General features: G+C 36.8%; 15 protein-coding genes. 8 read left to right on the top strand and 7 right to left on the bottom strand.

The annotated features are described in order from the left end of the window. Position 1: 1 nt before the first annotated feature. Positions 2 to 1,075, bottom strand: coding sequence for an A/G-specific adenine glycosylase (gene mutY / locus ACTB0X_RS08945; protein ID WP_463024666.1), 1,074 nt, complete (start codon positions 1,073 to 1,075; stop codon positions 2 to 4). Between the two features lie 154 nt (positions 1,076 to 1,229). Between mutY and ACTB0X_RS08940 the strand changes: the two genes are divergently transcribed. The 3 genes from ACTB0X_RS08940 (at position 1,230) to ACTB0X_RS08930 (ending at position 4,175) form a co-directional block, all read left to right on the top strand. Next, positions 1,230 to 1,517 carry an HU family DNA-binding protein gene (locus ACTB0X_RS08940; RefSeq protein WP_160631118.1) on the top strand — a complete coding sequence of 96 codons (288 nt, stop codon included), beginning with the start codon at positions 1,230 to 1,232 and terminating at the stop codon, positions 1,515 to 1,517. Between the two features lie 19 nt (positions 1,518 to 1,536). Then, positions 1,537 to 2,385 carry a tetratricopeptide repeat protein gene (locus ACTB0X_RS08935; RefSeq protein WP_463024665.1) on the top strand — a complete coding sequence of 283 codons (849 nt, stop codon included), beginning with the start codon at positions 1,537 to 1,539 and terminating at the stop codon, positions 2,383 to 2,385. 236 nt (positions 2,386 to 2,621) lie between these two features. Continuing rightward, on the top strand, positions 2,622 to 4,175 hold the full coding sequence (locus tag ACTB0X_RS08930) for an Rne/Rng family ribonuclease (RefSeq protein WP_463024664.1): 1,554 nt from the start codon (positions 2,622 to 2,624) through the stop codon (positions 4,173 to 4,175). Here ACTB0X_RS08930 and ACTB0X_RS08925 read toward each other — a convergent pair. Further along, positions 4,162 to 5,424, bottom strand: coding sequence for an MFS transporter (locus ACTB0X_RS08925; protein ID WP_463024663.1), 1,263 nt, complete (start codon positions 5,422 to 5,424; stop codon positions 4,162 to 4,164). The two genes, ACTB0X_RS08930 and ACTB0X_RS08925, sit on opposite strands and share 14 nt — an antisense overlap. Before the next feature lie 66 nt (positions 5,425 to 5,490). Between ACTB0X_RS08925 and ACTB0X_RS08920 the strand changes: the two genes are divergently transcribed. Continuing rightward, complete coding sequence (locus ACTB0X_RS08920; protein WP_463024662.1) at positions 5,491 to 5,982, top strand: regulatory protein RecX; 492 nt, start codon at positions 5,491 to 5,493, stop codon at positions 5,980 to 5,982. Here ACTB0X_RS08920 and ACTB0X_RS08915 read toward each other — a convergent pair. Next, entirely contained in the window at positions 5,972 to 6,562 is a 591-nt protein-coding gene (locus tag ACTB0X_RS08915) for a hypothetical protein (RefSeq protein WP_463024661.1), read from the bottom strand. The two genes, ACTB0X_RS08920 and ACTB0X_RS08915, sit on opposite strands and share 11 nt — an antisense overlap. Positions 6,563 to 6,665: 103 nt before the next feature. Here ACTB0X_RS08915 and prfB point away from each other — a divergent pair. Beyond that, a protein-coding gene (gene prfB, locus ACTB0X_RS08910; RefSeq protein ID WP_463024660.1) for a peptide chain release factor 2 occupies positions 6,666 to 7,758 on the top strand; the annotation gives its coding sequence in 2 pieces (ribosomal slippage) (positions 6,666 to 6,728 and positions 6,730 to 7,758; 1,092 coding nt in all). A 9-nt stretch (positions 7,759 to 7,767) separates the two neighbouring features. Then, complete coding sequence (gene arsC, locus ACTB0X_RS08905) at positions 7,768 to 8,106, top strand: arsenate reductase (glutaredoxin) (protein ID WP_463024659.1); 339 nt, start codon at positions 7,768 to 7,770, stop codon at positions 8,104 to 8,106. Positions 8,107 to 8,113: 7 nt separating this feature from the next. On the opposite strand, the gene ACTB0X_RS08900 is transcribed toward arsC, so the two are convergent. Next, positions 8,114 to 8,254 (bottom strand): hypothetical protein, encoded by a 141-nt coding sequence (locus ACTB0X_RS08900; protein ID WP_463024658.1) that lies wholly within the window; start codon positions 8,252 to 8,254, stop codon positions 8,114 to 8,116. A 79-nt stretch (positions 8,255 to 8,333) separates the two neighbouring features. Between ACTB0X_RS08900 and fumC the strand changes: the two genes are divergently transcribed. Further along, positions 8,334 to 9,734 (top strand): class II fumarate hydratase, encoded by a 1,401-nt coding sequence (gene fumC, locus ACTB0X_RS08895; RefSeq protein ID WP_463024657.1) that lies wholly within the window; start codon positions 8,334 to 8,336, stop codon positions 9,732 to 9,734. A gap of 62 nt (positions 9,735 to 9,796) precedes the next feature. On the opposite strand, the gene ACTB0X_RS08890 is transcribed toward fumC, so the two are convergent. Next, a complete protein-coding gene (locus ACTB0X_RS08890; protein WP_463024656.1) occupies positions 9,797 to 10,720 on the bottom strand; it encodes a lysostaphin resistance A-like protein in 924 nt (307 codons plus the stop codon). Between the two features lie 40 nt (positions 10,721 to 10,760). On the opposite strand from ACTB0X_RS08890, the gene dusB reads away from it, so the two are divergent. Beyond that, a complete protein-coding gene (gene dusB / locus ACTB0X_RS08885; protein WP_463024655.1) occupies positions 10,761 to 11,756 on the top strand; it encodes a tRNA dihydrouridine synthase DusB in 996 nt (331 codons plus the stop codon). Here the strand turns inward: dusB and ACTB0X_RS08880 are convergent. Together ACTB0X_RS08880 and ACTB0X_RS08875 are read right to left on the bottom strand one after the other, a co-directional pair. Continuing rightward, entirely contained in the window at positions 11,748 to 12,950 is a 1,203-nt protein-coding gene (locus ACTB0X_RS08880) for an ABC transporter permease (protein WP_463024654.1), read from the bottom strand. The two genes, dusB and ACTB0X_RS08880, sit on opposite strands and share 9 nt — an antisense overlap. A 19-nt stretch (positions 12,951 to 12,969) precedes the next feature. Continuing rightward, positions 12,970 to 13,456 (bottom strand): methyltransferase domain-containing protein (locus tag ACTB0X_RS08875; protein WP_463024653.1); only part of this gene is annotated, 487 nt, incomplete at its 5' end.

The raw sequence follows: 13,456 nt of genomic DNA, 5'->3' as shown, positions 1-13,456 counted from the left end.
TCTAATTATCGTTTAACAAAGATAGTAAATCATCTCTATCAGAAAGGTAGTTTACCAACAATTTAGGAAGCGCATATTGATTTAATTCGGATTTGTTGATTATTAGATTCTCCTTGTCGGTGAGGAGCGGCATTTCGGATAGTTTTATTTCGAAAAAAACTGCTGAAATTATTTGATGACTAAGAATGTGTTTGTAAGTATTACTTTTAAATTGAACAATCCCATTGGTTTGATTGACCAAGGTTTTCCATCCATCAGTTTGCTGAATTGCAAGCTGCTCTTTTTCGTTTGCAGATTCAATGACAGGAAATTCAAACAAATTGGCCCAGATTCCTTTTTCTGATCTTTTATTAAGCATAAGATGTTTCCCATCACTAACCACCAAATAAGTAAAGAACCGTTTTGTCTGTTTTGTCTTTTTTGATTTTACCGGCAATTCAGCAATTAAATCATGTTTGAATGCAAAACAATTCTCATTGAAAGGACAACTTCCGCATTCAGGGTTCTTAGGAGTGCATTGTAGCGCTCCAAACTCCATCATAGCTTGATTGTGAATGGATGGTTTCTCACCTTTAATGAGTTCATCGGCTAATGCTTGAAACTCTTTTTTGCCTGCTGTGCTATCAATTGGGGTGCTAATGCCAAAAATTCTACTCAAGGTGCGATAGACATTTCCATCCACCACCGCTCTTTCTTCTTCAAAAGCAAATGAGCTAATTGCTGCAGCAGCATAAGGGCCAATTCCTTTTAGTTTTATTATTTCATTGTAGGAGTTTGGGAACTTTCCTTCTAATTTTTCACAGATAAAATTAGCAGTAAAGAGTAAGTTTCTTGCTCTAGAGTAATATCCCAATCCTTCCCAATCTTTTAAAACTATATTTTCTGAGGTAGCTGCAAGGGCCTGAATTGTGGGATATTTTGTAGTAAATTTTTCGTAATAATTTAGCCCTTGTTCCACTCTAGTTTGCTGCAAAATAACTTCTGAAAGCCATATTTTATAAGGGTTCTTGGTGTTTCTCCAAGGTAAGTCTCTGTGGTGCTTCTCGTACCATTTTTTTAAGTTTTTTTCTATCATTAGCTTGTTGTATCTCAATGGGGTATAAAAATTAATTTCGTTAATAATCCTAAAATCAGTTTTTTTCAAATAAATAATGTTATATATTTGCGCACGAAAACAGACTTGCAAAGTTCGAGTTTAACCAATTATTTATTTATAAAATTATATTAAAATGACAAAAGCTGATATCGTAGCGACAATTTCAGAAAACACTGGAATCGAAAAAGTAGCTGTTCAATCTACAGTTGAAGAGTTTATGAAAGCAATTAGAAATTCTCTAGAAGCAGGTGAAAATGTTTACTTGAGAGGATTTGGTTCTTTTATTACTAAGAAGAGAGCTGAGAAAACAGGAAGAAACATCTCAAAAAACACTACAATGATTATTCCTGAGCACTTTATTCCTGCATTTAAGCCTTCTAAGAGCTTTGTAGAAAGAGTAAAAACTAATGTGAAGCCATAAGGAGACTCATTTTTTTGAAATGAAAAAGCTTAATAAAGCACAGATAGCCACCATATTGTTTGGTGGCTTCTTTATTTTAATACTTTTCGTACTTCCAAAAATTCAAAGCGGTGCAAAAGAGGAAGTAGATGTCGTGCTGTCTGAAAATCACGAAGAGTCCCATAATCATGATATAAGAGAGGGCGTTGAATTGGATGAATCAGCTAAGAAAAAGGTGGCAGATTTAGAAAATCAATTGTCAAACTCGAAAAGCTTAGAAGAAAAGTTAATTATCTTAGATAGTTTGATTAATTTTGCCAGCTCCGAAAAACAACCCGTCTTGATGGCGGAGTTTTTTAAGGAAAAAGCAGTTCTTACAAATACCGAAGAAGATTGGACGCAAGCTGGAGATGTTTTTTTTAAGACATTTCGATTTGCTAAAAGCAATCAACGTGTAATGATTGAAGAAGCCATTCAAGCTTTTGAGAAAGTGTTGGAAATGAATCCTTCTAATTTACAGGCGAAAACAGCTCTTGGAGTTTGTTACGTTGAAGGTGCTGGTCAGTTAGGAGAAATGCCAATGAAAGGAATTGGTATTCTAATGGAAGTGTTGGAAGCAGATTCTAACAATATAGACGCGCTGATCAACTTAGGTTATTTCTCAATTCAATCAACACAATATGATAAAGCTATTCAGCGATTCAATAAAGTGTTAGAAATTGACCCTGAAAATGCTGAGGCTTATTTATATTTAACTGATTTGTATGTGCAAATGGGAGAAATAGAAAAAGGGCTTAGTTATTTAGAAAAGTACAAATCTTTTCAAAAAGATCCGTTGGTGATCCAACAAGTGGATACTTATATTGAAGAGTTGAAGATAAAAAAGTAGAATAATAACATAAATTAAAAGATATGCCAAGCGGTAAGAAAAGAAAAAGACATAAGATGGCTACCCACAAACGTAAAAAGCGTTTAAGAAAGAATAGACACAAGAAGAAGAAGTAATAAGCTTCCGGCTACAGATTCTGTAGCCGGAATTTTTTAACATCTAACTTATTGAGAACAAGTGTAAAGCCCTGCATAAAAATGCCTTGGGTTTCTTGTGTTTTGTGATTATTCGTAAATATGGTTTTGGATTTAGTTATTCACTCATCTCCTACTGAAGTTACAATTGCTTTATTGAAAGACAAAGCTTTAGTGGAACTTCATAAGGAGAAAAGCAATAATAGTTTTTCTGTTGGTGACATTTATTTGGGCCGCATCAAAAAAGTGATGCCCGGATTGAATGCTGCTTTTGTTGATGTTGGTTATGAGAAAGATGCCTTTCTTCATTATTTGGATTTAGGCCCTAGATTTTCCTCATTGAATAAATATGTAACAGGAGTTGCTACTAAAAAAATATCAGCTGCTGCACTTAAAGACTTTAAGTTCGAAGCTGAGATTGAAAAAACTGGGAAGATTAGTGATCTATTAGTGGCCAATCAAAATGTCTTGGTGCAGATTGCAAAAGAACCTATATCTACGAAAGGTCCTAGATTGAGTGCTGAACTATCTATTGCAGGAAGGTATTTAGTATTAGTCCCTTTTTCTGATAGAATTTCTGTTTCACAAAAAATTAAAAGTAGCGACGAACGAACTCGTTTGAAGCGTTTAATTCAAAGCATCCGACCACAAGGTTTTGGAGTAATTATCCGAACGGTAGCTGAGAATAAAAAGGTAGCTGACCTTCACGGAGACCTCAATAACCTTTACGAAAAGTGGGAAGAGGCCTTTCAGAAACTGAAGTCTTCAAAACCCCCAATGCGAGTGCTAGGGGAGCTAAGTAGGACTTCTGCTATGTTGCGTGATTTAATGAATGCGCAGTTTAGTAACATCTACGTGGATGATAAAAATATCCAACAAGAATTAAAAGAATACATTGCCAGTATCGCACCCGGAAGAGAAAGCATTGTAAAAGGGTATCGCAAAACCACTCCAATATTTGATCACTTTGGACTAGAAAAGCAGATTAAGTCGCTTTTTGGGAAAAATGTGACGATGAAATCAGGCGCTTATTTGATTATTGAGCATACCGAAGCCTTACATGTTGTGGATGTCAATAGTGGTCAACGCAGCCGAAAAATGGAGAACCAAGAGCAAAATGCCTTGGAAGTAAACATTGAATCGGCTCATGAAATAGCTCGACAGTTGCGCTTGAGAGATATGGGTGGAATCATCGTAATTGATTTCATTGATATGAAAGACGGCGCGAATCGCGAGAAACTATTTGAAGTGATGCGTGAAGCAATGGCAGATGATAGAGCAAAACACACTGTGTTGCCTCCTTCTAAGTTTGGTTTGATCCAAATTACCCGCCAGCGTGTTCGACCAGAAATGGAGATTCGTACTGCTGAAACTTGTCCATGTTGCAATGGAACAGGCGAAGCTCAAGCAACTATTTTATTAATTGATGAGATTGAAAATAACTTGCGTTATATTTTAACTCAATTGAATCAAAAACGAATCAGTTTGCATGTACATCCGTTTATAGAAGCATACCTTACAAAAGGTTTCTACTCTGTGCAGCGTCAATGGTTCATGAAGTATAAGAAGTGGGTGAAAATCCACGCCTCAGATTCTTATGAATTCCTAGAGTATCATTTTCATGATGCTTTAAATGAGGAGATTAGTCTGAAGTAGACTTCCAATCAACCAACTTCTTATAGAATACCACTAGTGGCAGTATAGACAGCACGACTGCAATTGCTGCAATTCCAAATGCCCAAATAATATTGGAGCCATCGCTAAAAAATGCGAGAGAGAACAGTCCGATGAAGACCGATCTTAAGAAAATATTGATACTTTGAAAGACGCTGTTCGACCTGCCAATAATGTGATTGGGAATATGATTAAAGAGATACGTAACTCTCAGAATTCGAACACCTGCATTTGTGATTCCAAAGAAGATCCCCAAGAAAAGAAGTACGCCCACTGACTGAGAAATACTTAGAATAAAGAATGCAATTGCGGAAATACTCATTAATAAAATCACCGATGAAATCGTATTCCACCTTCTTAATGCTTTCGTTATAAATACGCCTGATAAAACTGCTCCGAGAGCATAAAGTACTTTTGTTGAAGCATAAATGTCGCCGGATACTTGTAGATGCTGATCAATATACATTGGCCACAAAAGGTGAGTGGAAACCAACACAAAAATGAAAACAGTGTAGGACGCATTTCCGAAGACAAATATTAATGGATTAGCTTTTAGAAACTGCACACCTTCTTTTAATCTTACCCATGCATTTTCTTTAGACACTTTTAATTTTTCAACGGTAGGAATGTATTTTATGCCTTTAATTAGTATCATCGCAACTAAATAGGTACTTGCGTCAAGCGCAAATATTTTTTGAATACTCCAAGCCTCAATCTGAATGGGATAATCTAAAATAGAAAAGTTCAGCCCTTCTATCAACACAATTGCCATCGCACCTGAAAGTACATTGGTTGTTTGTCCGATTACTTCAAGTAGTGAGTTTGTTTTAGCATAATGTTCCTTCTCAGTTATTTCTTGTCCGAAAGCATACAAAGTAGGATAATGGATGTTGTAATTGAAAATAGTAAAACAAAACACCAATGCAACCAAGGTCATAGGAACTGCTCCGCTATAAAATCCATAACCTGAAACAAAGGTGAGTACTGTAAAACTAACTAAGCATAGTCCGATGAAAATATTTTTTCTTGGGAATTTATCAATTAAAGTCCCAGCATATAATCCCCAAAATAAGGTTGCAAAAGTAGCAATCGCATAGAATGTAGCAAAAAACGATGCTTCTCCTAATTGCTTGGCAAAATACCATGGAATGGCCAACATACTAATCCCTTGAGCAAATTGAGAAATAGCGTTTGCGGTGAGAAGGGCATACAATGCTTTTTTGTTTTTCATGGTGATTTATGCCGTTTTTTCTAGTCGATTTCTGTTAATTTGAACAAAGTTACCATTACCCAACTGATGAATCATTTTCAAAACCCTTTAACTCCTGAAAAAGTTCTAGACAAAGCACAAAAGTTTTGTTTGTATCGAGAGCGCAGTGAAGTGGAAATGGAGCGAAAAATGAGAGAATGGGGAGCTGATCAAAAAATAATTGATAGTGTATTGGATGATTTGATTGAGTCAAGGTTTGTATCGAATAAACGATTTTCTATGGCTTATGCTAGGGGAAAGTTTAATGTAAAGTCTTGGGGAAAAATTAAGATTCGTCAAGGTTTGAAATTTCATAAGATTAGTGATTCGATGATTCAAGAGGCTTTCGAACAAATTAAAATGGATGATTACAAGAGAGCCTTAGAAAAGATTATTGACAAGAAAATGCCGGAGTCGATAAAAGATTTGGCGAGTAATGAGCGCTACGAGCTCAAAGGAAAGCTATATAGAACTGCTGCACAAAAAGGATATGAAAGTTCTTTTATTATCGATGTGTTAGACGAACTTTTTAAGGAATAGCTCGTTTGTCAAGTAATATTTTTAATCCCAATCCGCCCTCTTCTAATTCATACCTCATTTTACTTCTACCCTTGTAAAAGGCAGAATCTCGGTTGTCGAAACTGGTGAGTAGGACATATTCGCTTAAGGTATCGTTTTTTAAATGTATATCAGAATAGAATTTGCCGCGCTCTAAGGATTGAATCGAGTAAGTTTCTATATGAAAATTAGTCCGATTGAAGTAATTAATACTGAAAAACAGTCCAGTAATGAATGGCGCATATCCCAACAAACTCAACAAAAAAAACTCATAAACATTCATTGTAAGTCTTTTACGATACCACTTGATTGGAATCAGCAATGATATAGCCAAAACAAATGCAAAGATTTTTGTGATTCCCCAAACTGTAATTACCGTAATGGAACCAATACTTACAATCATTCCTAGACCGACGAATAATGCCAGAACCATTAAAACATGCACTCCGCCCATATTGTCCTTTCTAATTTTAGGCTTTATTGGAGGATTTATACGGTATTGTTCCTGAACAAGAATTCGTTTAATTCTTCTTAACGCACGTCTTTCTTCCGGGGTTGGCATTTGTAAAATGGATGAAATTATATTGCTAAAATAACAACTATTTAGCCATTTAAATTCATCGATAAGGCTTAATTTTGCACACTCATTTTACTAACTAACCGATATGGTAACTCAAGATAACATCAAAGAGCTTGTTGGGCGTGTGGAAGCGCTAAGGGGGTATCTTTGACGTCGATGATAAATTAATACAAATTGCTGAAGACGAACAGCGGACGCAATTACCTGAATTTTGGGACGACCCAAAAGCTGCTGAAAAATTTCTGAAACAAATTCGTGATCAAAAAGTCTGGACGGATGGCTACAAAGCTTCAAAAGCTGCTGTGGACGATGCACAGGTGATCTATGAATTCTATAAAGAAGAAGAGGCTACTGAAGACGAACTTCAACAATCTTTTGATAAAGCCACTGAGGTAGTCGAAGAGTTAGAGTTTAAGAAAATGCTGAGTGAAGAAGAGGATGTGTTGAGTGCAGTGATTCAAATTACTGCAGGAGCAGGTGGAACGGAAAGCTGTGATTGGGCAGCAATGCTTACTCGAATGTATCTGCAATGGGCCGATAAGCACAATTGCAAAATCAAAGAACTCGATTACCAAGAAGGAGATGTGGCGGGTGTAAAAACGGTTACATTAGAGATAGATGGTGAGTTTGCTTATGGGTATTTAAAAGGAGAAAATGGAGTTCATCGTTTGGTGAGAATCTCTCCTTTCGACAGTAATGCGAAGCGTCATACTTCTTTCGTTTCTGTTTATGTGTATCCATTGGTAGATGATACTATTGAAATTCATATTAATCCTGCTGACGTTTATTTTGATACTTTCCGCTCGGGTGGTGCTGGAGGGCAGAATGTGAATAAGGTAGAAACCGGAGTTCGATTGCACCACAAACCGACTGGAATTATAATTGACAACACAGAAACACGGTCTCAATTGGGGAATAAAGAGAAAGCATTACAGTTGCTAAAATCTCAATTGTACGAATTGGAGATGCGTAAGAAACTAGAGAAGCGCGCTGAAGTTGAATCTGAAAAGAAGAAAATTGAGTGGGGTTCTCAAATTAGAAACTATGTCATGCATCCTTATAAGTTAGTTAAAGATGTACGAACAGGTCACGAAACTTCTAATGTAGACAATGTAATGGATGGAGATTTAGATCCATTTATTAAGGCTTACTTAATGGAGTACGGTGGCGGAAAATAAATATAAACTATGAAAATTTACCACAACCCACGTTGTACGAAAAGTAGAGAAACCTTAGCATTGATAAAAGATGCTGGTGTAGATGTTGAGATCGTGGAGTATTTAAAAGAAATTCCAACTCGAGAAGAATTGAAATTGATCTTATCAAAATTGCATATTCAACCGTCTCAACTGTTGAGAAAAGGAGAAGCAGTGTATAAAGAAAAGTTTAAGAATTCGAACTTTACGGAAGACGAATGGATTACCATTATGTTGGAAAATCCAAAGCTAATTGAACGGCCGATTGTGGTAAAAGGAAACAAGGCGGTCTTAGGAAGGCCACCTGAAAATGTATTGGAATTGCTGTAAAATAAGCTTATTCAGCTTTTTTGCCTTTCATCTTTTCAATCACATACATAGTGATAGCATAAGGTAAAGCAAATGCAGATAAGAATATTAATACCCAAAACGCAAGGCCGAAAATGGCTAAGAAAAGTAAAAATCCTCCTGTAAACATAATTTGATTTCTTTTGTGACTGCAATTTTAATCAATTTTTAAGAATAGTATCCTTTAAATCATAAAAAATACAATAAAAATGGATTACCGAATAGAGAAAGACACCATGGGTGAAGTGAAAGTTCCTGCTGATAAATACTGGGGAGCTCAAACAGAAAGATCTCGTAATAATTTTAAAATTGGCGATTCGAAGCAATTGATGCCAATCGAAATCGTGAGGGGTTTTGCTTATTTGAAAAAAGCAGCAGCACACACTAACTGCGAGTTAGGAGTGTTAGATACTGAGAAAAGAGATTTAATTTCTAAAGTGTGTGATGAGATTTTAGAAGGTAAGTTAGACGACCAATTTCCATTGGTGGTTTGGCAAACTGGTTCAGGTACGCAGTCAAATATGAACACCAATGAAGTGATTGCCAATAGAGCACACGTTATTGCTGGAAATAAGTTGGGCGAAGGAAAAACAATGATTCACCCAAATGATGACGTGAATAAATCACAGTCATCTAACGATACTTTTCCAACAGGAATGCACATCGCTTCTTATAAAATGGTAGTAGAAACTACGATTCCAGGAGTAGAGCAGTTGAGAAATACATTGGATCGAATTGCAAAAGAATTTATGGACGTTGTGAAAATTGGTCGTACTCACTTAATGGATGCCACTCCTTTAACTGTCGGTCAAGAATTTTCAGGATTCGTATCTCAGTTGGATCACGGATTAAAAGCATTGAGAAATACATTGCCTCACTTGGCTGAATTAGCTTTGGGTGGAACGGCTGTTGGAACAGGAATTAATACGCCTAAAGGATATGCAGAGTTAGTCGCAAAAAAGATCGCTGAGTTCAGTGAATTGCCTTTCATTACTGCTGAAAATAAATTTGAAGCATTAGCTGCACACGATGCATTGGTAGAAACGCACGGAGCGTTAAAGCAAATGGCGGTTAGTTTGATGAAGATCTCAAATGATGTTCGTTTATTGGCTTCCGGACCTAGATGTGGAATTGGTGAAATTAATATTCCTGCGAATGAGCCAGGTTCTTCTATCATGCCAGGTAAAGTAAATCCAACTCAGTGTGAAGCATTGACAATGGTTTGTGCTCAAGTAGTAGGAAACGATGTAGCGGTAACCACTGGTGGAATGAACGGACATTTCCAATTAAATGTGTTCAAACCAATGATGGCGAAAAATTTATTAGAGTCTGCTCGTTTGATTGGTGATGCTTGTGTTTCTTTTGATGTGAATTGTGCAGTAGGTATCGAACCAAACTATGCGAACATCAAGAAAAACTTGAACAACTCATTGATGTTGGTGACTGCTTTGAATACCCATATTGGTTACGACAAAGCGTCTAAAATTGCAAAAACGGCTCATGAAAATGGAACGACTTTGAAAGAAGAAGCAATCAATTTGGGTTACCTAACAGCTGATCAATTTGACCAGTGGGTGAAGCCAGAAGATATGATTGGCTCTTTGAGCTAATCAACATGGATACTTTTAAAAGAGCCTCCAAGAATTTTATGTTCTTGGAGGCTTTTTGGTTTTTACTCCACGTTCTTACTAACCCCCGGAAGTTGCAAATTCTCTCGAAAACGTTTTAGAGTTAAGAACAGAATCACCAACGAAATAATGACATACATTTCACTTCCATTTTGATTCATAGCTTCTAGCTGAATGTCTGTCTCCGGAGTGCCCATGTAATAACTAATCATCACAGCAGAAGCATTGTTGATGAAATGCGCAATGATTGGAACCCATAAATTGTTGCTCCACAAATAAAAGTAACCGAACAAGGCTCCTAATATTAATCGTGGTAAGAAGCCATAAAATTGCAAATGGATGGCGCTAAAAACAAATGCTGCTATCCAAACGGCTAGGTGTCCATTTTTACTCCAGATGTTGATTTGCCGTTGTAAAACTCCACGGAACAACAACTCTTCCCCAATGGCTGGAATTATGGCAATGATGATTAAGTTGATGATTAAGTCACCAATCCCATTCATTACTAAAAATGCTTTGGTCACTTCTGCAGCGCGTTCCTCGGTTGCTTTCATCCATTGTTCTAGCTGAATTAAACTGTCTGGTAAATCTAGTTTGCTATTGAATGTAATCAACCATTCCATAGCAGGAATACTAATCACGTATATTAGTGCAAGAAAAATAATGGTTCGAATGTGCACCGATTTCTTCAAATTCAAGAAGTCCAAAGGTTTTTCCTTAATGTACAACACATACAAAAATGGTGGAATGACGAATAATCCAATAGAATTGAAAAACTGAATAAATTTCAGCGCACCAACATACATTGGATTAGAGGCGTGATTGAATATTTCTTGGGCACTATCAGATGGAATATCGAAAATATACGGCACTAAAAAAATACTCAATAACGAAATGACACTTCCGGCTATTAAACAAATTCCCAAAAGGATTAACAGCTTGGATACGATATCTTGGAATGTTTTCAAATGGATGTGTTTGATTTAGTAATTTTGTAAAAAATAGTCAGTGGCAAAGATAGGAAATATAGAACTCGGGGACTTCCCTTTATTACTTGCTCCAATGGAGGATGTGAGTGATCCACCTTTTCGTGCATTGTGCAAGGAACAAGGTGCAGACTTGATGTATACTGAGTTTATCTCTTCTGAGGGCTTAATTAGAGACGCTGTAAAAAGTGTGCAAAAGTTGGATATTTTTGAATATGAGCGACCGATTGGGATTCAAATTTTCGGAAATGATATAGAATCCATGAAGCAAGCCACTGAGGTAACGGCTGCAGCCAATCCTGATATTATAGACATCAATTACGGTTGTCCAGTAAAGAAAGTCGCTTGTAAAGGTGCTGGTGCAGGAATTTTGCAAGATATTCCTAAAATGGTTCGCATGACTGCCGAAATCGTAAAGTCTACCAATTTGCCAGTGACTGTAAAAACTCGATTGGGTTGGGATGAAGATACCAAATACATTGTTGAAGTTGCCGAGCGATTGCAAGATGTAGGAATTCAAGGTATTTCTATTCACGGGCGAACTCGTAAGCAAATGTATAAAGGAGAAGCCGATTGGAGTTTGATTGCGGAAGTAAAGAACAACCCACGAATGCACATTCCAGTTTTCGGAAATGGGGATATAAATACTCCTGAAAAAGCAAAGTTGTACAAAGAGCGCTATGGAGTAGATGGCGTGATGATTGGACGCGCCAGTATAGGCTATCCATGGATTTTTAGAGAAATAAAGCACTTTTTAGCGACTGGCGAGCAAATGGATGCCCCAACATTTAATGAGCGCTTAGAAGCGGCTCGACGTCATTTAGAAATGTCGATCAAGTGGAAAGGTGAACGCAATGGAATTATGGAAATGAGACGCCACTACACGAATTATTTCAAAGGAATCGCCAATTTCAAAGAATTTAGAATGCAATTGGTGACTCTTGATGAGGAACGAGAATTGTTCGAGGTTTTTGAAATGATAAAGGCACATTATGCTGCCGAAGGAGTTTTACAGTAGTTTTTTAGTCAATACCTTCACTGGTAGGTAAGAAGAAAATCCACCGATAAGTATTACCGTAAATAGGATTAGAATAAAATCTAATCCCTGTAATTCTACTGGGTAATATTCTACAATTCCACCGGATAGTTTCAAGATTCCAAAGTGTTGTTGAACCAAGCAAACAACCGTTCCTAAAAGCAATCCGCCACCGGCTCCAATCATGTTGATTAAAATTCCTTCTGTGAAAAATATCTTCTGGATGAGCTTTTTGCTGGCTCCCATACTTCTCAATACCTTGATGTCTTCTTTTTTGTCCATTATTAAAATGGTTAGAGAAGACAAGATGTTAAAAGCAGCAATCAATAAAATGAATGCAAGTATCATGAACGTGATCCACTTTTCGGCTTGATTGGTTTTGTAAAGCAACGCATTCATTTCATAGCGGTTCTCCACTTTGTAGTCGGTGCCTAATTTTTGTTGAAGTTTTTCTTGTATTGCTTCTAGCTGATTTTTGTCGGAGATGTTCAGCTCCAAAGAAGTAATCTTATTCTCATAATCCAACGAAGATTGAATAAATTCCAAAGGAACCACAATGTATTTATCGTCAATGTCTGGATTGATAAAAAAGATAGAAGAGGGCGTAATTTGCTTGAAGGTAAAAGCGGATGTTAAGTTGAGAGAGCTTACTTTTCCGCGCTTGGGAATGTAAATACTCAGATTTTCTCCATCTTGCAGGTACATGGATAGTCTGACAGCAATTCCATATCCAACGATGGCGAAATTAACTCCATTGCTTTCTAAAACAGCTGTTCCATCCAATAGTACACTGTCCAAATGAGACATTTCAATGAAAGATTGTTCCACTCCTTTTATGGTAGCGATGCATTGCTTTTCGCCATTTTTTACGCCAACTACTTCTTCAATAACTTTTGAATAGTGAATCACTCCTTCCATTTGTTCAATTTCCTCCAACGGAAATAACGAAAGATCAATGGTTTTTCCTTTTGAAGCCGAGATTTTGATGTCGGGCTCAAAAGATTCATACATGGATTCCACCAACGTTTGCAAGCCATTGAAAACAGAAAGAACCACAATCAGCGCCAAACTTCCAACACCAATACTGAGCATCGAGATCCAAGAAATGATGTTGATGATGTTTTTCGTTTTCTTCGAAAAAAGGTATTTACGAGCGATATGTAATGGTAAATTCAATGGGCTTGATAAACGTGTTTTATACCTTAACGGCCTTAATGATGATGCCTTCTCCTCTTGTTTTCTTGATCAACATGTCAAATACATTGAGCAAAAGAGAAATGGGTAGAAAGATAACCAAATAAAAGGGTAAAAGGATTGCAAATATTTTTGCAAGCTGTAATGCTTTTAGTGGAAACAGAATGGATAGATTATAAGCTAATTTACCTGCTTTCCCATAAGTGAAAGAGGAGTACTCGACTTTGAAGCCGGCGTCTTTCACTTTTTTCAATAATTTCAACTTTTTGTATCCTCTTCGCACCGGGGTCATTGTGGACTTCTGGGATCGTATCGGAAATAAGTCAAACTCAGAATAGCAAGTAGGAACAGAAAGTAAAATGGTTCCATTTGGTTTTAATGAGAGATATATATTATCAAGAAGTGCGGTATCTTCTTCAATGTATTGCAAAACTTCAATGGACAAAACGAGGATATACGAGTCTTCTTGCACGAATTCTTGAAAGTCT

Source organism: Acidiluteibacter sp. (genome assembly GCF_055129545.1).
The sequence above is the reverse complement of the archived record's forward strand: the minus strand, read 5'-3'. Positions and strand labels throughout refer to the sequence as shown.